This window comes from Acinetobacter sp. YH12134 (genome assembly GCF_013418555.1).
Taxonomy (GTDB): Bacteria; Pseudomonadota; Gammaproteobacteria; order Pseudomonadales; family Moraxellaceae; genus Acinetobacter; species Acinetobacter indicus.
The window spans coordinates 66,626-87,394 of sequence record NZ_VPBT01000002.1 but is presented as its reverse complement, the minus strand read 5'-3'; the positions used below and the strand labels follow the sequence as shown (position 1 = coordinate 87,394).

21 protein-coding genes and 1 riboswitch are annotated in these 20,769 nt (G+C 45.5%); of the genes, 11 read left to right on the top strand and 10 right to left on the bottom strand.

Translation table 11 applies throughout. The features are described 5' to 3' along the window. Positions 1 to 36 precede the first annotated feature (36 nt). From FTU69_RS01910 to FTU69_RS01885, 6 genes are all read left to right on the top strand, one after another. On the top strand, positions 37 to 534 hold the full coding sequence (locus FTU69_RS01910; RefSeq protein ID WP_005177611.1) for an OmpH family outer membrane protein: 498 nt from the start codon (positions 37 to 39) through the stop codon (positions 532 to 534). Between the two features lie 3 nt (positions 535 to 537). Next, a complete protein-coding gene (gene lpxD / locus FTU69_RS01905) occupies positions 538 to 1,608 on the top strand; it encodes a UDP-3-O-(3-hydroxymyristoyl)glucosamine N-acyltransferase (protein ID WP_104509726.1) in 1,071 nt (356 codons plus the stop codon). 5 nt (positions 1,609 to 1,613) lie between these two features. Beyond that, on the top strand, positions 1,614 to 2,099 hold the full coding sequence (fabZ, locus tag FTU69_RS01900) for a 3-hydroxyacyl-ACP dehydratase FabZ (protein ID WP_087662207.1): 486 nt from the start codon (positions 1,614 to 1,616) through the stop codon (positions 2,097 to 2,099). Next, positions 2,096 to 2,884 (top strand): acyl-ACP--UDP-N-acetylglucosamine O-acyltransferase, encoded by a 789-nt coding sequence (gene lpxA, locus FTU69_RS01895; RefSeq protein ID WP_180103396.1) that lies wholly within the window; start codon positions 2,096 to 2,098, stop codon positions 2,882 to 2,884. Before fabZ ends, lpxA begins: the two co-directional genes overlap by 4 nt. A 142-nt stretch (positions 2,885 to 3,026) precedes the next feature. Further along, positions 3,027 to 3,113: riboswitch (glycine riboswitch) on the top strand. A 132-nt stretch (positions 3,114 to 3,245) separates the two neighbouring features. Further along, entirely contained in the window at positions 3,246 to 4,496 is a 1,251-nt protein-coding gene (locus tag FTU69_RS01890) for a D-amino acid dehydrogenase (RefSeq protein WP_180103395.1), read from the top strand. Positions 4,497 to 4,741: 245 nt separating this feature from the next. Next, positions 4,742 to 5,650: an AEC family transporter gene (locus FTU69_RS01885; RefSeq protein WP_180103394.1), complete on the top strand. Its 909-nt coding sequence runs from the start codon at positions 4,742 to 4,744 to the stop codon at positions 5,648 to 5,650. Between the two features lie 14 nt (positions 5,651 to 5,664). Here FTU69_RS01885 and FTU69_RS01880 read toward each other — a convergent pair whose 3' ends face one another. Next, entirely contained in the window at positions 5,665 to 6,315 is a 651-nt protein-coding gene (locus tag FTU69_RS01880) for a hypothetical protein (RefSeq protein WP_005177627.1), read from the bottom strand. A gap of 97 nt (positions 6,316 to 6,412) precedes the next feature. On the opposite strand from FTU69_RS01880, the gene ispF reads away from it, so the two are divergent. Next, positions 6,413 to 6,901, top strand: a complete 489-nt coding sequence (gene ispF / locus FTU69_RS01875) for a 2-C-methyl-D-erythritol 2,4-cyclodiphosphate synthase (RefSeq protein ID WP_005177629.1) — start codon at positions 6,413 to 6,415, stop codon at positions 6,899 to 6,901. On the opposite strand, the gene FTU69_RS01870 is transcribed toward ispF, so the two are convergent. The 3 genes from FTU69_RS01870 to FTU69_RS01860 all read right to left on the bottom strand — a co-directional run bounded on the left by FTU69_RS01870 (position 6,889) and on the right by FTU69_RS01860 (position 9,587). Continuing rightward, positions 6,889 to 7,413, bottom strand: a complete 525-nt coding sequence (locus FTU69_RS01870) for a protein tyrosine phosphatase family protein (protein ID WP_016658194.1) — start codon at positions 7,411 to 7,413, stop codon at positions 6,889 to 6,891. The genes ispF and FTU69_RS01870 overlap by 13 nt on opposite strands. Positions 7,414 to 7,477: 64 nt before the next feature. After that, positions 7,478 to 8,569 (bottom strand): 3-deoxy-7-phosphoheptulonate synthase, encoded by a 1,092-nt coding sequence (locus FTU69_RS01865; protein WP_005177632.1) that lies wholly within the window; start codon positions 8,567 to 8,569, stop codon positions 7,478 to 7,480. A 127-nt stretch (positions 8,570 to 8,696) separates the two neighbouring features. Further along, positions 8,697 to 9,587: a sulfite exporter TauE/SafE family protein gene (locus tag FTU69_RS01860; protein WP_180087966.1), complete on the bottom strand. Its 891-nt coding sequence runs from the start codon at positions 9,585 to 9,587 to the stop codon at positions 8,697 to 8,699. A gap of 633 nt (positions 9,588 to 10,220) precedes the next feature. Here FTU69_RS01860 and lpxB point away from each other — a divergent pair. Further along, positions 10,221 to 11,390, top strand: a complete 1,170-nt coding sequence (lpxB, locus tag FTU69_RS01855; protein ID WP_045795717.1) for a lipid-A-disaccharide synthase — start codon at positions 10,221 to 10,223, stop codon at positions 11,388 to 11,390. On the opposite strand, the gene FTU69_RS01850 is transcribed toward lpxB, so the two are convergent. Next, positions 11,380 to 12,318: an AraC family transcriptional regulator gene (locus FTU69_RS01850; protein ID WP_016658191.1), complete on the bottom strand. Its 939-nt coding sequence runs from the start codon at positions 12,316 to 12,318 to the stop codon at positions 11,380 to 11,382. The two genes, lpxB and FTU69_RS01850, sit on opposite strands and share 11 nt — an antisense overlap. A 192-nt stretch (positions 12,319 to 12,510) precedes the next feature. Here FTU69_RS01850 and FTU69_RS01845 point away from each other — a divergent pair, with 192 nt between their 5' ends. Further along, positions 12,511 to 13,716, top strand: a complete 1,206-nt coding sequence (locus tag FTU69_RS01845) for an alkane 1-monooxygenase (RefSeq protein WP_160243245.1) — start codon at positions 12,511 to 12,513, stop codon at positions 13,714 to 13,716. A gap of 91 nt (positions 13,717 to 13,807) precedes the next feature. Here the strand turns inward: FTU69_RS01845 and FTU69_RS01840 are convergent, their stop codons facing one another. The 5 genes from FTU69_RS01840 to FTU69_RS01820 all read right to left on the bottom strand — a co-directional run bounded on the left by FTU69_RS01840 (position 13,808) and on the right by FTU69_RS01820 (position 19,002). Beyond that, positions 13,808 to 14,296 carry a GNAT family N-acetyltransferase gene (locus tag FTU69_RS01840; RefSeq protein ID WP_180087967.1) on the bottom strand — a complete coding sequence of 163 codons (489 nt, stop codon included), beginning with the start codon at positions 14,294 to 14,296 and terminating at the stop codon, positions 13,808 to 13,810. 115 nt (positions 14,297 to 14,411) lie between these two features. Further along, entirely contained in the window at positions 14,412 to 15,611 is a 1,200-nt protein-coding gene (locus FTU69_RS01835) for an acyl-CoA dehydrogenase family protein (RefSeq protein ID WP_180087968.1), read from the bottom strand. Between the two features lie 26 nt (positions 15,612 to 15,637). Next, entirely contained in the window at positions 15,638 to 16,933 is a 1,296-nt protein-coding gene (locus FTU69_RS01830) for an acyl-CoA dehydrogenase family protein (protein ID WP_180103393.1), read from the bottom strand. A 224-nt stretch (positions 16,934 to 17,157) separates the two neighbouring features. Then, entirely contained in the window at positions 17,158 to 18,531 is a 1,374-nt protein-coding gene (locus tag FTU69_RS01825; RefSeq protein WP_180103392.1) for an AarF/ABC1/UbiB kinase family protein, read from the bottom strand. A 165-nt stretch (positions 18,532 to 18,696) separates the two neighbouring features. Next, the gene (locus FTU69_RS01820; RefSeq protein WP_075167733.1) at positions 18,697 to 19,002 is read right to left on the bottom strand and encodes a hypothetical protein; all 306 of its coding nucleotides are present in this window, start codon (positions 19,000 to 19,002) and stop codon (positions 18,697 to 18,699) included. A gap of 197 nt (positions 19,003 to 19,199) precedes the next feature. On the opposite strand from FTU69_RS01820, the gene FTU69_RS01815 reads away from it, so the two are divergent. Together FTU69_RS01815 and prmB are read left to right on the top strand one after the other, a co-directional pair. Then, entirely contained in the window at positions 19,200 to 19,577 is a 378-nt protein-coding gene (locus FTU69_RS01815) for a lysozyme inhibitor LprI family protein (protein ID WP_227554581.1), read from the top strand. 168 nt (positions 19,578 to 19,745) lie between these two features. Continuing rightward, complete coding sequence (gene prmB / locus FTU69_RS01810; protein ID WP_180103391.1) at positions 19,746 to 20,756, top strand: 50S ribosomal protein L3 N(5)-glutamine methyltransferase; 1,011 nt, start codon at positions 19,746 to 19,748, stop codon at positions 20,754 to 20,756. The last annotated feature ends 13 nt before the right edge of the window (positions 20,757 to 20,769 follow it).

Below are 20,769 nucleotides of genomic sequence, written 5' to 3'. Positions count from 1 at the left end.
TCTGTTCATGGATGCTTGAAATAGGGATAGATCAAGATGAAGAAGATACAACTGGCGGTTTTAGGTTTCACACTGTCCTGTGCCGCAGCGGCACAGGCGGCAGGTTATGGTGTGGTCAGCTTAGAGCGTGTGGTTGAAAGCAGCAGCTATTTAAAACAGCAAAATAGTGCATTGCAACAATCGCTTAAACCTCAAACCACTAAACTTGAACAGCTGGGTAAAGAGCTGGAAAATTTGCAGCAACGTGCCCAGCAGTCAGCAAATTTATCTGAAGCCGATAAGCAAAAATTATCGGTGCAGTATCAGGCCAAGTTAAAAGAATTTAATACTTTACAGCAAGGTTTGCAGACCAAAGTGCAGGCTGATCTGCAAAAAATGAATGACAATTTTGAGCAGCGCATCAAGCAGGCAGCAGAACAATTGCGTAAAGAAAATAATTTAGATGTGGTTTTGAACAAAAACTCAGCACTTGCCTATGACCCTAAGTATGATTTAACTGATAAAATGATTCAAAAGGTTAATGCAATCAAGTAATCAATGAGTTATCAACATTATCGCTTAGAAGAACTTGCTCGTCTGGTCCAGGGCGAGCTGGTCGGTCAGGCCGATTTAGGTCTCCAGGGTTTAGCGAGCCTGGAGCTTGCTGAACCGCAGCACATTGCTTTTGTCAATGCTGACAAGTATGTGGAGCAGGCAAAAGTGTCTAAAGCGGGTGCTTTAATTGTCACGCCCGAGTTACAGCAGCAGCTTGATACGCATCAGAACTTTATTGTGGTGGCAAATCCCTATTTGGCGTTTGCAATTTTAACCCATGTCTTTGAGCGTAAGCACACTCAAACCGGTATTGAAAGTACCGCACAAATTCATCCCTCAGCGATCATTTCTGAAAGTGCTTATATTGGCCATTATGTGGTGGTGGGTGAAAATTGTGTGGTGGGTGATAAAACCATTATCCAGTCGCACAGCAAAATTGATGATTTTGTTGAAATTGGTAAAGAATGTTTTATTGATTCGCATGTCACCATCACTGGTGAAGCCAAAATTGCTGATCGGGTCCGCATTCATGCCAATACCGTGATTGGGAGTGAAGGCTTTGGTTTTGCTCCGTATCAGGGCAAATGGCACCGCATTGCACAGTTAGGTTCAGTACAGATTGGTAATGATGTACGAATTGGTTCGAATTGTAGTATTGACCGTGGTGCGCTGGATGACACCATTTTGGAACATGGTGTCATAATTGATAACCTTGTGCAAATCGCGCATAACGTGAAAGTGGGGGCCAATACTGCTATCGCTGCAAAATGCGGTATTGCCGGCAGTACCATCATTGGCAAAAACTGTATTCTGGCAGGTGCGTGTGGGGTCTCTGGTCATCTTTCTATTGCTGACAACGTGACTTTAACCGGAATGTCAATGGTCACAAAGAGTATTTCTGAACCAGGAACCTATTCTTCGGGCACCGGTGCATTACCAAATGCGCAATGGAAACGCGCGGTGATTCGCTTTAGACAATTAGCAGATGTGCCATTGACCCAATTGCAGAAAAGACTCGATCATATGCAGACTCAAATTGAGTCCCTTGAATCAACTTTAAAATTGCGTAAATAATTATGATGACTGAGTCGAATACCCCAACATTTACGAAACCTGAATTGCCAATGCATATTCAAACCATCCGTGAATATTTGCCACATCGTTATCCATTCTTATTGGTAGATCGAATCGTTGATGTAACTGACAACGGGATTGTGGGTTATAAGAACGTTTCGATTAATGAAGAGTTTTTACAAGGACATTTCCCTGAATATCCAATTATGCCAGGGGTGTTGATTGTAGAAGCGCTGGCACAGGTTTCAGGCGTGCTTGGCTTTATTATGAATAATCAGAAACCGACTGCGGGTGCATTATTCCTATTTGCCGGTGCCGAAAAAGTTAGATTTAAAAAACAAGTGGTTGCAGGCGACCAACTTGTATTAAAATCTGAATTAGTAATGCAGAAACGTGGTATTTACAAATATAATTGTATCGCCACGGTCGATGGCATTGTTGCAGCAACCGCGGAAATTATGATTTCGCATCAGAAAACAGAGCAAGCATGAGCAATAACCCCCTCATTCACCCCACCGCTATAATTGACTCCTCTGCAGTCATTGCGCCTGATGTGCAAATTGGACCTTATAGTATTATTGGTCCGAATGTCAGCATTGGTGCGGGTACAAAGCTGCATTCACACGTGGTGGTGGGTGGCTATACCCGTATTGGTGAGCATAATGAGATTTTCCAGTTCGCAAGTGTCGGCGAAGTCTGTCAGGACCTGAAATATCAGGGTGAAGAAACTTGGCTGGAAATTGGTGACTATAACCTGATTCGTGAACATTCCAGCTTACATCGCGGGACGGTTCAGGACAAAGGCATCACTAAAATTGGTAGCCACAACCTGTTGATGGTCAATACGCATATTGCTCACGACTGTATCGTGGGTAATCACAATATTTTTGCCAATAATGTTGGTGTCGCAGGGCACGTGCATGTCGGTGATTATGTGGTGGTGGGTGGAAACTCGGGTATTCATCAGTTCTGTAAAATTGACTCTTACAGCATGATTGGCGGCGCATCTTTAATTCTGAAAGATGTACCGGCCTATGTGATGGTTTCGGGTAATCCTGCGCATGCTTTTGCTATGAATATTGAAGGTATGCGTCGTAAAGGCTGGTCGAAAAATGTGATTCAAGGATTACGGGACGCCTTTAAACTGATTTACAAATCAGGATTAACCACTGAAGAAGCCATTCAGAAAATCCGTGCAGAGATTCTGCCAGAAGTGCCAGAAGCACAGCGTTTAATTGATTCACTAGAACAGTCTAAACGCGGGATTGTACGCTAACACGCTGTTTGAAGCTGATTCAAAAAAACTGCTCCAATTGGGGCAGTTTTTTTATATCCGGATTTTGAGGTTTCTTGAACATCAGATACAAATTTCTACTCGTGCTTGGCCCGGATTTTGCTCATATTCAAGCTATACAATAAAAATTATTGCGGGAGAGCGGCACTTGGTGCTCGCCGAAGGAGCAACGACCCCGGAAACTCTCAGGCAAAAGGACCGTAATAATTCAAAAATCTGGAGAGAAGCACGCGCAGTGCTCACCGAAGGGGATGGTTGGGCTGAACATCAGTTCAATCGAAGCTCTCAGGTACCCTGACAGATGGGGCATCACGTCTGGAACAGCTGTTCCAAGGAGCGTTTTATGCCGCATGTTGTTGTCATTGGTGCAGGAATTACCGGGGTCACTTCAGCCTATGAGCTGATGCGTTTGGGCTATCAAGTCACGGTGATTGACCGGCATTTATACCCGGCGATGGAAACATCGTATGCCAATGGTGGCCAGTTATCAGCCAGTAATGCAGAAGTCTGGAATCAGAAAGCCACTGTACTGAAAAGCCTAAAATGGATGTCGCAAAAGTCGGCGCCGCTCTTATTAAATCCTGCATTTGATCTGCATAAGTATGGCTGGCTGATCGAGTTCTTAAGCAATATTCGCCATTATGAACACAATACCCAGGAAACAGTGCGCCTGGCACTTCTGGCACGCAAACGTTTATTTGAAATTGCAGAACAGGAACAGATTGATTTCAATTTGGAAAAACGTGGAATTTTGCATTTTTATCATAATAAAGCGGATTTTGACTTTGCAATTCGGGTCAATGATTTGCTCTGTCAGGGCGGGCTGGAGCGTTATCAGGTCAGTCTGGATGAAATCCGCCAGATTGAACCAAGTTTAACCGGACAGTATTATGCGGGTTTTTATTGCCCGGGAGATGCCACCGGCGATATTCATAAATTCACGGTGGGGCTGGCTCAAGTCACCATGCAGCAGGGTGTACGTTATATTTTTGGCCGGGATGTTCAGGATATTGAGCTAAACGCCCAGCAGGTACAGCTGAGTTATCGGCCAGCCATTGAAGATTCGCTGGCAGATCAGCCGATGGTGGAAACCTTACATGCCGATGCCGTGCTGATTTGCGGCGGTGTGGGGAGCTATCAATTGGCGCGACAGGTAGGTGATCGGGTCAATGTTTATCCGGTCAAAGGCTATTCCATTACCGTCAATTTACAGGATGAACAGAGCCAAAAGCAGGCACCTTGGGTCAGTCTGCTAGATGAAAGTGCCAAAATTGTGACCTCACGTTTAGGCACAGATCGGCTGCGGATTGCCGGAACGGCCGAATTTAATGGTTATAATCGCGATATTCGCCATGACCGGATTCAGCCACTGGTGCGCTGGGTGCAGCGGAATTTTGATATTTCAACCGAAAGCGTGGTGCCGTGGGCAGGTTTACGTCCGATGATGCCAAATATGATGCCGGTGATTCGGCAGGGCCAGCATCCACGGGTATTTTATAATACTGGCCATGGGCATCTGGGCTGGACCTTATCTGCGGCGACAGCATTGATGATTAGTCAGGAAATTGCGCAGCATTATCCGGTGACCGGGTAATGAGAACATTCAGTTAAGCTCTGTTTTAAAGTAACAGGGCTTTAGGAGAGATGCTGATCATCTGCCGGGTTCTGGCAAAATAAATCCATCAAAATGAAGCAAATCGCTGTCAATTCAACGGGCTATTTGGCTTATACTCAGGCTTTAAATAAAATATCTTTTTGCTTTAAGATTTTGAACTGCCATTAAAAAAATGGATTGAGATGCTGCCGTCCTGGGCAGACCGCGATATGTATGGATAAACGATGGCAAATATAATTCTGGTTGCGCTATTTCCTTTAATCTTTCTGATTGCGTTGGGCTATGTACTCAAGCGCTTTAGGTTTTTAGAAGATAAATTCTGGCACGGTGCAGAAAAGCTCAACTACTATCTACTATTCCCGGTGATGCTGTTTTTGGGCTTGGCGCATGCTGAAATTCAGGCCAGTGAGATTCGCCACATGATGCTGGGAGCAGGTCTGACCCTGCTGATTGCGGTTTGTTTGTTATATATTTTAAAGGCGCTGTATGGCACTGCAGCGGCGCGTTTCGGTGTGTATATGCAAGGGATGGTGCGTTTTAATACCTATATCGGCTTAGCACTGTCGGCGTCTTTGTTTTATCAGCAAGGTATGGCGCTGTTTGCTATTCTGCTGGTGTTTTGCATTCCTCTGGTCAATATTCTCTCGGTTTTGGCTCTGACCAATTCAGAAGGGATGCGCTTGCAATCCATCCTGTTATCATTGTTGAAAAATCCCTTAATTTTAGGCTGTATTGCAGGCGGGGTGTTTAATCTGCTGAATTTACGCTTATGGATTGGCTTTGAAAATTATTTAAAACAGATTGCCATTTCCAGTTTGCCATTGGGCTTGATGTGTATTGGTGCAGCATTACAGTTTCAGGGGCTGCGTAAAGATCTGCGGACCTTGTTATTAAACACTTTTGGACGCTTGCTGTTGATGCCGATGATTGCGTTGGCGACCTGTCTGGCATTGAATCTGTCGGCCCTACATACCCAGATTCTGGTGATGTTTTTTGCCTTGCCGACGGCCTCATCGGCTTATATTCTGACCAAAGTTTTGGGGGGAGATAGCCAGCTGATGGCCAGTGTGATTAGCCTGCAGACTGTGTATGCGGCGTTCAGTTTGCCATTGATTTTGTGGTGGGTGATGTAAAGCGCTGTCAGGTTTTAATCATACAGACGATAAATACCGCTAAAACGCTCGCAGCCTTTTTGTTCAGTACGCACGGCTAAATAAGCCTTCTGGAAGTCGAGCTGGTAATTGCAGTCATGTTCATTATCAATAATATGCTGCTTTTGCTGCGGTGAGGTATAGGCCAGTAAGGAAATGGTTTGGGTGTCTAGCTTGTTGTTTGGACTGCGATAGGCCACACCTTCAATTTTAATACTGTCTTTATTTAGTTGATGAATCTGCAAATGTACCGGCTGCTTGGCCAGTTGTCCCTGTTCAAATTTCAGATAATGCTGGGTCATGCTCTGGTTCATCGAGCTAAAGAAATTTAACTGATCCAGACGCGCTTCAAACTGCTGTTTAAAACACTCGGTCGTTTTACACTGCTGCGCACGTTTAAACCAGAGCTGATGGGTATCTTGCAGAATACGCAGCGGGGCATCAGTCACCAGAAAAGCCGTCAGAAACTGATCATTGAGCTGCTCACGAATCTCCTGTAAATCGGCATGGCAGATTTTATTGAAAGCAGGCGTGTTGGCCTGCTCGCAATTGATTTTCTGTGCATGCGACAGCGGGGTGCCCGCGGCGCCCAAAAACAACAGGGTTCCAATGATTTTTATAAGATTCATCTCGGTTTTCAACAGCATGATCGCTTATACTTTCATTAGCTTGCGTAAGCTAACTATAGCGAAAGAGAAACTGTGAATACAAGATTTCAATCGTTTATTTCTGAAGGAGTTGAATATGGTTGCACAAATACGAATTGGGCAGGGAATAGACGTACATGCCTTTGAAGAAGGCGATTTTGTGACATTGGCTGGGGTTAAAATTCCACATACCCATGCTCTGAAAGCCCACTCAGATGGGGATGTGATTTTACATGCGCTATGCGATGCCTTATTGGGTGCATTGGCACTGGGCGATATTGGACAGCATTTTCCCGACACCGATCCTGAATTTAAGGGCGCTGACAGCCGGGTGTTGCTGAAGCATGTTTATCAGCTGATTTTAGACCGCGGTTATCTATTGAATAATGCCGACATTACCGTGGCCTGTGAACGCCCGAAACTGGCTAAGCACAATCTGGAAATGCGCCAGAGTATTGCCGATGTGCTGGATGTGGATGTGACTCAAATCAGCATTAAAGCCACCACCACGGAAAAATTAGGCTTTACCGGCCGTCAGGAAGGAATTCTGGCTACAGCTACGGTGTTAATTTGTCACGCAAAGTGATCGGTTTTCATTAAGGAAATTTGCAGTTCCTGGGTTGCTTTACGGCCCTGAAGTTGTAAGGCAACAGCGTGAATCAGACCGGTCCAGGTTTCATTCGGCTCCCAGATCTGGTGCAACATTTCCTGCGCGGTAGGCATGTCCATATTCATATAATACTGACGATATAAATACATCAGGCTGCTGACATGCTGATTGGTACCGCAATGCAACCACACCATCTGATCCTGCACCAGATGATCAATCAGGTCTAAAACCAGCAGACATTGGGCGTCAGATGGAGTTTCCCAAGAGATGGGCAGTTGTACATAGTTCAGGCCCAGTTCCAGACAGATTTTATCTTCATTGGCTAGATGCTGCTCGGCATCACTCAGTGCGACATTAACCACAGTGGTAATGCCATATTCTTTAATCTGACGTAACTGTTCCGCATTCGGCTGGCCGGATGTGTACAGGTGTTCATGCACAAACTGAAAGTGATCAATTTGGCTTAAAGCGGTTTCAATTTCATTCATCAGATAAAATTTCCTGCAACTGAAATGGAAACGCCATCTTGACGATGGCGTTTTTGAGTCAGTTTTAGCGGCTGGCTAAAACCTCTTTCAATGCTTCATGCATCTCAAGCAGGGATTTTTCAGTGGTTTCCCAGTCGATGCATCCATCGGTAACAGACTTACCATACTCCAAATCGCAAAGATTTGCAGGAATATCTTGACGACCGCCTTTTAAATGACTTTCGACCATAATCCCGACAATTGATTTATTGCCATCTAAAATCTGTTCGGTGATGTTTTTTAAGACCAGTGGTTGCAGGTACGGGTCTTTGTTGGAGTTGGCATGACTGGTGTCAATCATGATTTTGGTGCTGACTTTGGCTTTAATTAGCGCTGCTTCTGCATCGGCGACTGAACCGGCATCATAGTTTGGCTTGCCATTACCACCACGCAATACCACGTGCGCATAGTTGTTACCGCTGGTACGAATTACCGACACCTGACCATGTTCGTTCAGCCCCAGGAAGCTGTGACCATGTTTTACAGACTGCATTGCGTTGGTCGCAACAGTTAAGCCGCCATCGGTACCATTTTTAAAGCCAACCGGTGAAGACAGGCCAGAAGACATTTCACGGTGAGTCTGACTTTCTGTGGTACGCGCACCAATCGCTGACCAGGAAATCAGATCCTGATAATACTGTGGAGAGTTCGGGTCCAGTGCTTCAGTGGCACAAGGCAGACCTTTTTCATTCAGTTCCAGCAGCAGTTTACGGCCAATACGCAGACCTTTTTCAATATTGAAAGAGTCATTCATGTCCGGGTCGTTAATCAGACCTTTCCAGCCCACGGTCGTACGCGGTTTTTCAAAGTACACCCGCATTACGATGTATAAGGTATCTTTTACTTTTTCGCTCAGCACTTTCAGGCGGTCTGCATAATCATGTGCTGCCACAGGATCATGAATCGAGCAAGGCCCAATGACCACAAACAGACGTTTGTCTTTACCATCAAGAATATTGCGGATGGTTTCACGACCTTTCAGTACGGTGTGATAAGCAGAGTCAGTCAGTGGAAGTTCTGCTTTGAGTTCAGCAGGGGTCACAAGTGGCTGGATGCTTTTAATATTCACATCATCGATATCTGAAGGTGTAATAGGGTTAGACTGTAAAGTGTTCATTGCCGTCACTGGTTTAATCGTATACAAGATTGTTTAATAGCCTGAATATAACACGAATATAGCAGCCTATTGTTATAAAAAAGATCAATAGATTACTGAAAAAAAAGTGATGAATCGCAGAGATAAATTAAACTGGCGATGTTTTTTCAGTGCTCACCACCATCGCCGCTTCAACCGGTTGTGCCGGTTTGGATTTGACCGGGTTCAGCATAAAGTTCACCCCAAGCGCGAACAGGGTAATGCCCAGCACTTTACGGATAATTTTTTCAGGCAGGCGTGAGCTGACTAAAGTACCGACCACAATTGCCGGAATAGAACCGACCAGTAACCACATCAGCAGTTCAAAATCGACATTGCCCGAGGTCATGTGACCCATACCGGCGACAAAGGTCAATAAGACTGCGTGGACCACATCGGAGCCGATAATGCGGATCATTGGCAAGTTCGGGAACATTAGCACCAGCGCCATAATGCCGAAGGCACCTGCACCCACCGAAGATAGGGTGACGAACACACCCAGGACAATTCCCATCACCACAATCATCGCGCGCTTGTTGGTGGCCTTCAGGTCGACCTTTTCCAGGTCTTGAGTCATATCTGGCAATTCGTGTTTGCGATATTTGTTGAAAAATTTTTCAATCTGGCTGCGGAAAATAATAGATATGCCGGTTAGGGTCAGCATAAAGCCCAAGACCATGGTCAGCACAGCTTTATAATGCGTGGACTGGCTTAAATAGTTGTCGAGTACCCAATGCGTTGCAAAAGACGCCGGGATACTGCCGACAGACAGCCAGATCACAATTGGCCAGACGATATTCATTTTTTTGGCATGGACTAGTGAACCACAGAATTTGGAAATTGCGGCATAGAGCAGATCGGTACCAATGGCAATGTGCGGTTCAATCTTAAACAGGCTGATTAAAATCGGGGTCATTAACGAACCACCGCCTACACCGGTCACACCTACACAGAAGCCAACCAAAACACCTGCCAAAATAAACTCAACTGCACCAAACATGGGGATATGCCATACATCAAAAAACGTGCTTATCTTATGACTTTCGGATATAAGTCGTTGGCATGATTAATGATTTGCTTATACTAAAAAATGCTAAAGATGAGAAAAAGATCAACATTTATAGTGAAACAGCGTGGAGTAGATCTATCTGAAATCTGCTGGATTTAAAGCTGAAAAAAAAGGGGATTTTTTAGTAAAAAGATCAGGATGTGCAGGGCCGAATAGACGGATTTTGTGATGACAGCGCAGCAAAATGGAAAGATAAAAAGATTAAAAATAGCAGGAAATTTCACTTTAAAATTATTATTTGTGTATTCAGTGTCATTACATAGGGATGACATGTGTTGGGGTTTTGGATTTTATTTGATCAATCTTTCAGCATGATAAAAAGTAGTTAATGGTCATGAAACTGCAAGTCAGGTGGAATAGAGTGAAATAAAGCGGTGAAAGCGTAATAAATGAATGAGCCCAGCACAGCATCATCAATCAAACCTGATAGCCATACTGGATAAAAACAAAGCAGTTAAAATATAGAAAAACCTGAATTTTTTCTCAGCTCAGAACAAACAGTCGTTACAGTCACTTCAAGCAGAATATGTTAAAATTCCACGCAGCAATTGAAGGAGCAAGGTCTTGCAAAAACGAAAACTGAAAATAGGCATTGTAGTGGGAGAAGTTTCTGGGGATACCTTGGGTGCCAGACTGATCCGCCGTTTTCGTGAGCAAGGTATTGAGGCTGAATTTGAGGGCATTGGCGGCCCGCAAATGATTGCTGAAGGCTTTAAAAGCTATTATCCGATGGATATTTTGTCGGTCATGGGCATTGTTGAAGTCTTAAAAGACATTAAAAAGCTGTTTGCCGTGCGTGATGGACTGGTTGAACAGTGGAGCAAGGAGCCGGTCGATGTTTTTATTGGGATTGATGCGCCGGATTTTAACCTGCGTTTATCGAAAAGCCTGAAGCAGAAAAGTCCAAGCATTAAAACCGTGCAGTATGTCAGTCCTTCGGTCTGGGCATGGCGTCAGGGCCGTGTCCACGGCATTAAAGCCAATATTGATCTGGTGCTGTGTTTATTTCCATTTGAAAAAGCCTTTTATCAAAAATGGCAGGTTCCGGCTGCCTTTGTCGGGCATCCATTAGCGAGTCAGTTGCCTGTCGATAATAATCTGGCCGATGCCAAACTGGAGCTGGGGCTGGAAGCCTCACAAAAGCATATTGCCTTATTGCCGGGCAGTCGCCGTGGTGAAATTGAGCGTTTAGGGCCATTGGTTCTGGCGGCCGCTGAAATTCTGGCTGCGAAATATCCAAACTATCACTTCTTAATTCCCGCCATTAACGATGCGCGTAAACAGCAGATTGAAAGTTTATTACAGCATTGTGCTGCTGATCTGAGATCACGGGTCAGTCTGCTGGAAAATACCGATACAGAATCAAAAATTGGCCGTCAGGTCATGAATGCGGCGGATATTGTGGCGCTGGCTTCGGGTACTGCAACGTTGGAAGCAATGTTATTGCATCGTCCAATGGTGACTTTTTATAAGCTCAACCGGATTACCTACTGGATTGCCAAACTGCTAGTTAAAATTCCGTATTACTCGCTACCGAATATTATTGCCGGCAAAAAAGTCATTGAAGAGCTGATTCAAGAAGAGGCTACACCAGAGCGTCTGGCGCATGAAATTGAAAAGCTGATGCATATTGAAGCTGCACAAATTCAGGTGATGCAGCATCGTACCATGCATAAACAGCTGCTATCCGGCAATTGTGAAGACCCGGTAGCGGCGATTCTGGCTATTTTATAAGAGCCTGCTGAAACTGCTGCCGGTACTGGCTTGGGGTCAGGGCAAACTGTTTTTTAAAAGTCTGGCTAAAGGCGGTTTCAGAAGAATAGCCAACTTTATAGGCAATTTGCTGGATTGAGAGCTGGCCATGACGTAAATATTGAGCCGCCAGTCTTAAGCGATGTTGCTGTAAATAGGCCAGTGGCGATTCACCAACAATCTGGGCAAACAGATTGGCAAATTTTGAGCGCGACATGCAGCATTGTTCGGCCAGGGTTTCGACGGTCCAGCTTTTTTCCGGTTGTCCATGAATGGCGGTTAAAGCATTGGACAGTTCCGGATGGGTCAGGGCACTGAGCCAGTTATTAGAATCATTCAGCTGGGCAATATAATCACGCACACATTCAATAAATAAAATACTGATCAGATGATCAAGAATTTTATCGCGGCCGGGGCGAATCTGATGGCTTTCTACTGCCAGAAACTGTAAGCCAATTTGCAACCATTCCGGCGCAGTGCTGCTCATAATATGATGAATATGCATATAGTCCGGCAAGGCATTTAACAGCGGCTTGGCCATAATGCTGTCCATTGTGCCGTGCATGGCTAAAATAAATGATTTTTCACCGGATGCTTCACCAAACTCGATGGTCTGCTGGCGTTTCTGCTGAAACAGGTCACTAATATCCAGGGCATCTAGCCACTCCAGTTGCGTGCTACTTTTGCCAACATGGCTACCGCCGGAAGGAATCAGCACAATATCACCGGCCTGCGCATAGACCTGACGCTGGGTCGATAATTCCAGATATAATTCACCACTTAGTACCACATAGGCAATAATGGCGCTGTGATCCTGATATTGAAATGCCCAGTTTCCCTGTGGATTCAAATAGATAAATTCAGATTTGTTGAGATGAATATCATCAAAAATTTTACTTAAAGCATCCATATCGGGTTGATATCTTCTTATTTGAGCCTAGCTATTTGGTCATTAAGCCTGAATTTATCGTGTGATGAAAGGCCAATTTCAGGCAATGTGGGCCAAAGACGTTTACATAGCTTTTTTGGACGTTTGCAACTGTTTTCTGTGGCTTGTTTGCTGAAATATATAGATAAGTTAAGCAGGATGGAAGTGCAGGCAATGAATGCTCCGCTACAACTCACAGAACAACAACAGCAATTTTTACTTGAAAAATCCGGTCTGGCTTTAGATAAAAAACGTTATTTATGGCTGATTAGCCCATTTTTACCGGTTTTAGGCATTGGGATTCTGGCCGGTTACCAGTTTGCACCGAAACCATTTAAAACTGTATTTGCTCTAGGTGGACCACTGTTAATTCATGTGATTATTCCCAGCATTGATACCCTGGTCGGTAAAGACGAGCACAATCCAAGCCCGGAAGAAGTCAAGCTCTTGGAGCAGGACCCGTATTATTCCCGTTTGGTAAAAAGTTTTATTCCCTTGCAGTATATCGCCAATATTTATGCGGCCTATTTGGTCTCACGTAAAGAGACTTCACTGCTGGATAAAATTTTTCTGGGCGCGTCGATGGGACTGGTTAATGGGGTGGCGATTAATACTGCACATGAACTGAGCCATAAATCCTCCAAACTGGAGCATTATCTGTCGCATCTGGCGCTGGTACCATCGGGTTATAACCATTTCCGGATTGAACATCCCTATGGGCATCATAAACGTGCTGCAACCCCAGAAGATCCGGCGTCTTCCCGTATGGGAGAAACCTTTTATGAGTTCTGGCCACGTACGGTGAAAGGCTCGTTTAAATCGGCGATTGAAATTGAAACCCAGCGTTTAAAACGTAAAGGCAAGAATTTCTGGTCCAAAGACAATGAATTGCTACAAGGTTGGGGCATGAGTGCGCTGTTTCATGCCGGAATGCTGGCCAGCTTTGGGAAAGGCATTGTGCCGTATTTAAGCACGCAGGCCTTTTATGCCATCAGCCTGTTTGAACTGGTCAATTATATTGAGCATTATGGCTTGCTTCGACAAAAAGATGCGCAGGGCAAATATGAGCGTACCCAGCCGGAACATAGCTGGAACAACAATAATATTGTCACCAATCTGTTTTTATATCAGTTACAGCGTCATTCCGATCATCATGCCTATCCGACCCGTCCATTTCAGGCCTTGCGACATTTTGATGAAGCGCCTGAATTGCCAAGCGGTTATGCCAGTATGTTGCTGCCAGCGCTGCTTCCACCGCTATGGTTTAAAATGATGGATAAACGCGTGTTCAAGCATTATAAAGGTGATTTAAACAAAGCCAATATCCAGCCGAAACGCCGTTTAAGCCTGTTTAAAAAGTTCGGCCTGAAGGCAGATTAAGTATAGAAAAATCCATTCGACTGTTTTAGTCAGCCCTATGGTGAGTAGGGCTTTTTTGTACGCAGGCGGTTGATGTTACCCAGATTCATGTTCATTTAACGCTCTTTTCCATCCAGATTTCACAGGCATGACTATGACCGGTCTGGCCTTGTGGGGCAGACAAATGTACAAAACCGAGCTTTTCATAGAGTTTCACTGCCTGCCACAGTGATGCTGTGGTTTCCAGATAGCAGGACTGAAAACCGGCCTGCTGGGCAAAGTCAAAAGCGTATTCCAGAATCTGTTTGGCAAATCCGTAGCCACGTACTGCTGGCAGAAAATACATTTTCTGGATTTCCAGGCGGCTTGGATCACCCTGCAAAGGCGCAGCACCGCCACCACCAAAAATGTCGCCTTGATTATTGGTAACGACCCAATACTGTGCGTGTGGCTGTGAATACACCGCATATAAATCATCGACCGCAGCATCGGCCACGGCAAAACCGGATTCCGGCGCCAGTCCAAATTCTTTGGAAACCTCACGAATAATACGGGCCAGTGCAGGATTATCTTGGGCTTGAATCGGGCGTAAAAAATACATAAGCGCAGTGCTAAAAGATAAAGAGATGAATTTTATCACTAAATATTCATCTCTTGAGCAGATTTGAGGCACATCTATTGGACTTTAAATGTCGCTTGATGCTGTACTCGGTATCTTATTTAAGTTCACTGGAACTTTTGCCCAGTTCACGTCGGGCAATAATCAGTTGCTGAATTTGCTGGGTGCCTTCAAAAATATCCAGGATTTTGGAATCGCGCGCCCATTTTTCCAGCAGTTCATCTTCGTTATAGCCCACAGCGGCGGCCAGTTCTACACACTTCAGGGTAATTTCATTCCCGACACGGCCAGCTTTGGCTTTGGCAATTGAGGCTTCTTTGGAATTAGGCTGCTTGTTATCGGCCATCCAGGAAGCTTTAAGCATTAATAAACGCGCTGCTTCCCATTCGGCTTCCATTCGATAAATCTGCGCGGCTATCTGGGAGCTGTGTAAATAGGCGGTCTGATAATGCTCATCCAGCTCATGTTTAAAAATCTGCTTGATCCGTTCCAGGGATGCTTTGGCACAGCCAATGGCCATGGCCGCGACCAAAGGACGGGTGTTGTCAAAGGTTTCCATCACCCCGGCAAAGCCTTTGGAGACATCAATCTCGGCATTGCCAAGTAGGTTGCTGGCCGGCACCCGGCAATCGACAAAGCTGATGGCTGCAGTATCGGAGGCTTTAATCCCGAGTTTATGCTCCAATCGCTCTACGGTCATGCCGGGCGTGCCTTTCGGCACCACAAAAGACTTGATGGCAGCACGGCCGAGCTTTTTATCCAGCGTGGCCCAGACCACCACGGCATCGGCGCGTTCACCCGAGGTCACAAAGATTTTCTCGCCATTCAGGATATAATCATCGCCATCTGCGACCGCTGTGGTGCGAATTGCCGCTGAATCGGAGCCGCAGCCGGGTTCGGTAATGGCCATGGCGGCCCAGGTGCCGTGAAAACGCTGTAACTGCTCGTCATTGGCCACCGCAGCAATGGCGGAGTTCCCCAGACCCTGACGCGGCATACTCAGCAGCAGGCCGGTATCGCCATAACACATTTCGACAATACTTAAAGCGGTGGACATATTGACGCCATTTTTATTGCCACTGGCGGTATCGCCACGTTTATTCACCGCAGCGCCGGCGTTCATGCCATCGCCACCTGCATTCATGCCATCGACCACTGAGGCCAGCATATCCAGTTCTTTCGGGTAGGCATGTTCCGCCTTATCATATTTACGTGAAATTGGACGCAGGACATTCAGGGCAACCTCATGTGCCTGATCAATCAGCAGTTTAAATTTTTTCGGGTTCTGTAAATTCATGGGCTGTTCCTTATTTTTATGGTTATTTAGGCATGCAGGCCAGACTGGACAATCGCGGTCGCGCGCAGATCACGATACCAGCGCTCGACCGGATGTTCTTTGGTAAAGCCGTGACCGCCCAGAATCTGCACGCCATTTGTGCCAATTTGCATGGATTTTTCTGCACATAACAAGCGTGCCAGATAGGCTTCCCGATGAAAGTCCTGTCCAGCTTCGGCCAGACTGGCAGCATTCAGCACTAGCATGCGCATCGCATCAATTTCAATCGCCATATCGGCAATCATAAAAGCCACACTTTGACGATGTGAGATGGGCTCGCCAAAGGCCGTGCGCTGGTTGGCATAGTCAATACAATAGGCTTTCACGGCTTCGCAGCACCCAACCGCCATGGCACACCAGACTAAATTACCCAAATCAATAAAAGCACTATAGTCAAAATCATCATCGCCCAGACGTTCGGCTGGGGTATGCTGAAAACTGAGGGTGACTGTTTCTGTGGCCTTCAGCCCCATTGCCGGGCTTTTTTGTGCACGAATGCTGCTGTCGCGTTTCACCACAAATACTTCTGGCTGGCCATTGAATTCAGCACTTACCAGATACAAGTCCGCCGTTTCACCCAGCATTACCAGAGTTTTTTCACCCTGAATCCAGTACTGGCCCTGGCTAAAAGTGGCTTGTGTATTTAAACGCAGCGGATCAAAAGCCGGTGTAGCTTCCTGCACGGCAAAGCTGGCGCGCAGTTCCGAATCTTCTGCAAAACTGGTCAGATAACGTGACTGGATGCTTTCAGAACCCCAGTGGGTCAGGGCATTGATTACCCCAAAGGTCGACAATAAACCTGCGGTCAGGCTGAAATCACCCCGGGCCAAATGCTCGGCCATCAGAATATTAGTGACAATATTCTGCTCGCTGGCCACGCCACCCAAAGCCTCCGGCAGTGCATAATCATTCAGGCCCAAATCCTGACTGTGTCGCCATAACACTTCGGGAAACTGTTCCAGATGATCCGCCTGATGCGCCAGTGGATAAAGCACCTCTGTGGCAAACTGCTGCATGGTATCTACCGTCATTTGCTGTTCTTCGCTCAGGCTTAAATCAAACAGGGATTTTTGCTGATGGGGTAAACGCTGTCTGGGTACATCATCGTGCTTTTGAAAAGCTTTCTGGGTCACGCTTAAGGTTTTAAAGCCGGCTTTGGCACCCTGATATAAAGATTTTTCTACAAATTTACGCAGTTTGAGCTGGTCTAAAACCTCGCTGCTGGCAAGCCGAGTGAGCAGCGACAGTCCAAATCCTTGGGCCTTGTTTACCATATTGGTCATTGTTGTTGTTCCATCATGCGGGTGATTATTTTTATGCTGACACGCGGCTGTTTAAAAAACCATGTCAGAACTGACATACTCAATTGTCAAAGATAAACGGTTGTTGCAAGATGAAACAGGAATCTAAATAGTTGCTTCTGTTTATATTTTTAATTTTTGGAAAGAGCGGGGAAGGGAGAGGATTGACCCGAATGACATTAGCTGCATTCGGGTCGGGTGTGGCTTTACTGGAATTTTTTGATCATGTCGCGCACATTGGTTTTGGCATCAATCACGGTCATAAAGGTATAAGCCCCAATAAATTTACGGCTAATAAACATAAACTCTTTCGGCGGAACACTGAAATAACGTGAAGCCATGGATTTAGAGGCCTGTTGCATCACCCGGCTATGCAGCTGGCTTTTTTTCCAGTCATAACGATGCTGATCATCCATCACACCGGCTGGTAAATCCGGGTTGTTTTCAGGACTGCTAAAGGCTTCGGTGGCCAGTAAAAAGACTTTGGCCATATCCGGCTTAATGCTTTGCGGAATGGAGTCAAAAAACTCATAACCGGTCATGGCTTTCACCATCATCTCCGCGTCATGCTGATAGCCGGCCTGAATCAGGTTACGTGCGACCGAGAGCAGGTTGTGATCAAACTGGCGAATGGCACCGAAATCCAGCAGCACAATTTTATCCTGTACATCTGCGCCATTGCCCAGACGTACTAGATAGTTACCGAAGTTTGGGTCGGTCTGCATTTCGCCCCATTCAAAAATTTCCCGCACAGCCACTTCTAAAGAGGCTTCACCAAGCAGGTTACGACGTTCTTGTGGTAAAGACAGCATCACCGGACTGTTGATTGGTACGCCACGTTCAAAGGTCATGCACAGCACCTGATCGGTACAGTAATCTTCAATAATGGTTGGAACGATATAGCGCGGGTCCTGCTTTAAACGCTCGGCAAAACGGCGTGTGGTGGCTGCCTCAATCCGATAATTGACCTCGCGGTGCATCATTTCGCGGACTTCATCAAACCACTGATCAAATTCGCGGGTTTGCGGCACCATGCGGGTCAGTTTCAGCATGTTTTTAAACAGACTCATATCCGAATCAATGGCATCGGCCACACCCGGATACTGGATTTTTAATACCAGTTCCATACCATCAGATTTACGGGTGGCGCGGTGTACCTGAGCTAAAGAGGCGGTACCTAAAGGCTCATGGTCAATGGTGAGATCATTAAGTTTGGAACCTAACTGGTCCTGTAACTGGGTTTTAATCGCAGGCCAGGCCAGGGCAACAGTCTGGTTATTCAGGGTATTCAGGGCTTGGGTGATTTCTTCAGGCAGGAAATGTTCGCCGTAAAGCGCCATCATCTGGCCAATTTTAACGATAGAGCCTTTCAGTTTGCCAATTTCTGCGACCAGATAATCGGCCTGTTCTTTCATGGCTTTTTTGCGTTTCTTTTCTTTTTCTTCTTCACTGGAAAAGATTGAACCGGCGCTGGAGGCGGCCCAACGTGTCCCGGCCAGCAACGATGCCTTCGCGATCGATAAGCGTCGATCCATAGAGGAAGTTTTCAATTGTTTAAGCTTATCGTTCTGATCTGACATGTAAATTTAATCCTTCAATCAGCAATTCGCAGAAAGGTCATAGTTTAACGAATATTAACGGGTCTTAACGTATTAAAAAAGTTCAAGTTGCTGAATGTCGAGTTAAGTTTTGCATTCTCTATGAAATAGCCTAAGCAAAATCTATAAAGATGCAATTTCGCTCACTCACATCCGGAATTTAATCTTGAGGGTACTTTTTTGTTGCAGCATCTGCTTGTTTTCATCAATGTATTTTAAAATCAGGCTTTGTACCGATTCATGCAGAAAACCATGCGCATAGCCTTTGACAATAATAATGCTGGGCAGGTTAAAAAACAGATATTTGGCATCATCCAAAGTCGCATCCTGAAAAATGCCGTGTTCCACCAGCATTTGCTGTAAAAACTGTTTTTCCTGCAAGACACGCGGTGAATCGTTGTCATTCCAGTAGTTTTGACGCATGGCCAGCAGGTTATTGTGTTTGTAACTCATATCAACAGGTTCACGGGAGTCTCATAGTCAATATAAGGTCTATTTTTGCAGATTCAATCGCAAAATGGCAGGAAATTGTGAAGATCTGGAAATTCTATCCTGTTCATCGCTATAGGTTTTTTGCTTGAAGTTCAGTAATATGCTTTACATAAATTAAAACAAAGATGATCGCTGTGTTTGGCAGCAAGGGGAATATGATGCGTTTAGCATTCATCGGGGGAATGGCCTGGGCGCTGCTGGCGGGTTCGGCCTATGCGCAGGAAAGTTATTCAAAACAGTATATTCAATGTAGCAATCATGCTTATGGGCAAACATCCGTCTTGCAAAAATGTGTCAATAAAGAACTGAAACAGCAGCAAAAACGCTTAAAGAAAAGCTATAAGTCTTACTATCGGGCCAGTGGGGCATATCAGGCCAATATTGCCCAGCAACATGCGCTGTGGGAGCAGCGTTTAAAGCAGCAATGCTATCGGGGCATGAACGGTGATGTTGCCAAATTGCAGCAATCGCGTTGTACGCTGGCACAGGTGATTGATCAGGCCAATTATTATCAGAGCAAATTTATTGCCCGTTAATCCTGTACTTACCATTTCAGGGCTTTATTCCAAATCTGGCTAAGGCCGTGAAAGTTGAGATCAATTTATCAGATTGAAATCCGGATTTTACGCACAGAGACATTATAAAAGCGCACAAAACAAGGTATCATAAGGCGTTTTAAAAAATTGACTCTGGAGAGACCTTAGGTGGATCGACCGACTATTAGCCCTGAACATTTGCAGGAAGCCGCTGAAACATTAGTCACCATTCGTGATTTTATCCGTTTTGGTGTAACAGCATTACGTCAATATGATGCACATCTAGGTCAAGGTACAGAAGATTATTTTGCTGAAAGTTCCGCGTTGGTATTACAAACCCTGTCGCTGGACTGGAATGCCGATGCAGAAATTCTGGATGCCAAATTACTGCCGAGCGAAAAGCAGGAATTTTTAAGTCTGCTGGAGCGTCGTATTAATGAACGCACGCCAACCTCTTATCTGCTCAATCTGGCCTATTTCTATGGCAAGCCGTTTTATGTCGATGAGCGTGTACTGATTCCACGTTCGCCAATTGCTGAACTTATCGAAAACCGTTTTGCGCCATATTGTCTGGATGAAAATGGCCAGATGGGAGAAGCCAATAATAACTTGCCGGCCAATCCAAATCCGCAAATGCCACGCCGTATTCTGGATATGTGTACCGGTTCAGGCTGTATCGCAATTGCATTGGCTTATGCCTTCCCAGATGCGGAAGTGGATGCGACCGATATTTCTAAAGATGCTTTAGAAGTTGCGGCCATTAACACCGAACATCACAACATGCAGTATCAGGTGGCGCTGCTTGAGTCCGATTTGTTCTCTAAAATTCCGGCAGAAAATCAGTATGATCTGATTGTATCGAATCCACCGTATGTCGATGCCGAAGACATGGCAGACCTGCCAGATGAATTCCGTCATGAGCCAGAGCTGGCGTTGGCTGCCGGTCAGGATGGTCTGGACTTAGTGCGTAAAATGCTGGCCCAAGCGGCAGACTATTTAACCGAAGATGGCCTGATTGTGATTGAAGTGGGTAACTCTGAATGGGCCATGAAACAGAACTTTAATACCGTCGATTTCCACTGGTTACAATTCCAGAAAGGTGGTTCAGGCATTTTTGCCCTAACCGCAGCACAGTGCCATCAATACCGCGATTTATTCATTCAATCTGTTAATTCATAAAGGAGTCGTTGCA

Excerpts from the sequence above, each read along its gene's own strand:
- FTU69_RS01910 (WP_005177611.1), top strand. The coding sequence starts at position 37 with ATGAAGAAGATACAACTGGCGGTTTTAGGTTTCACACTGTCCTGTGCC.
- lpxD (WP_104509726.1), top strand. The coding sequence starts at position 538 with ATGAGTTATCAACATTATCGCTTAGAAGAACTTGCTCGTCTGGTCCAG.
- fabZ (WP_087662207.1), top strand. The coding sequence starts at position 1,614 with ATGACTGAGTCGAATACCCCAACATTTACGAAACCTGAATTGCCAATG.
- lpxA (WP_180103396.1), top strand. The coding sequence starts at position 2,096 with ATGAGCAATAACCCCCTCATTCACCCCACCGCTATAATTGACTCCTCT.
- FTU69_RS01890 (WP_180103395.1), top strand. The coding sequence starts at position 3,246 with ATGCCGCATGTTGTTGTCATTGGTGCAGGAATTACCGGGGTCACTTCA.
- FTU69_RS01885 (WP_180103394.1), top strand. The coding sequence starts at position 4,742 with ATGGCAAATATAATTCTGGTTGCGCTATTTCCTTTAATCTTTCTGATT.
- FTU69_RS01880 (WP_005177627.1), bottom strand. The coding sequence starts at position 6,315 with ATGCTGTTGAAAACCGAGATGAATCTTATAAAAATCATTGGAACCCTG.
- ispF (WP_005177629.1), top strand. The coding sequence starts at position 6,413 with ATGGTTGCACAAATACGAATTGGGCAGGGAATAGACGTACATGCCTTT.
- FTU69_RS01870 (WP_016658194.1), bottom strand. The coding sequence starts at position 7,413 with ATGAATGAAATTGAAACCGCTTTAAGCCAAATTGATCACTTTCAGTTT.
- FTU69_RS01865 (WP_005177632.1), bottom strand. The coding sequence starts at position 8,569 with ATGAACACTTTACAGTCTAACCCTATTACACCTTCAGATATCGATGAT.
- FTU69_RS01860 (WP_180087966.1), bottom strand. The coding sequence starts at position 9,587 with ATGTTTGGTGCAGTTGAGTTTATTTTGGCAGGTGTTTTGGTTGGCTTC.
- FTU69_RS01850 (WP_016658191.1), bottom strand. The coding sequence starts at position 12,318 with ATGGATGCTTTAAGTAAAATTTTTGATGATATTCATCTCAACAAATCT.
- FTU69_RS01845 (WP_160243245.1), top strand. The coding sequence starts at position 12,511 with ATGAATGCTCCGCTACAACTCACAGAACAACAACAGCAATTTTTACTT.
- FTU69_RS01840 (WP_180087967.1), bottom strand. The coding sequence starts at position 14,296 with ATGTATTTTTTACGCCCGATTCAAGCCCAAGATAATCCTGCACTGGCC.
- FTU69_RS01835 (WP_180087968.1), bottom strand. The coding sequence starts at position 15,611 with ATGAATTTACAGAACCCGAAAAAATTTAAACTGCTGATTGATCAGGCA.
- FTU69_RS01830 (WP_180103393.1), bottom strand. The coding sequence starts at position 16,933 with ATGACCAATATGGTAAACAAGGCCCAAGGATTTGGACTGTCGCTGCTC.
- FTU69_RS01825 (WP_180103392.1), bottom strand. The coding sequence starts at position 18,531 with ATGTCAGATCAGAACGATAAGCTTAAACAATTGAAAACTTCCTCTATG.
- FTU69_RS01820 (WP_075167733.1), bottom strand. The coding sequence starts at position 19,002 with ATGAGTTACAAACACAATAACCTGCTGGCCATGCGTCAAAACTACTGG.
- FTU69_RS01815 (WP_227554581.1), top strand. The coding sequence starts at position 19,200 with ATGCGTTTAGCATTCATCGGGGGAATGGCCTGGGCGCTGCTGGCGGGT.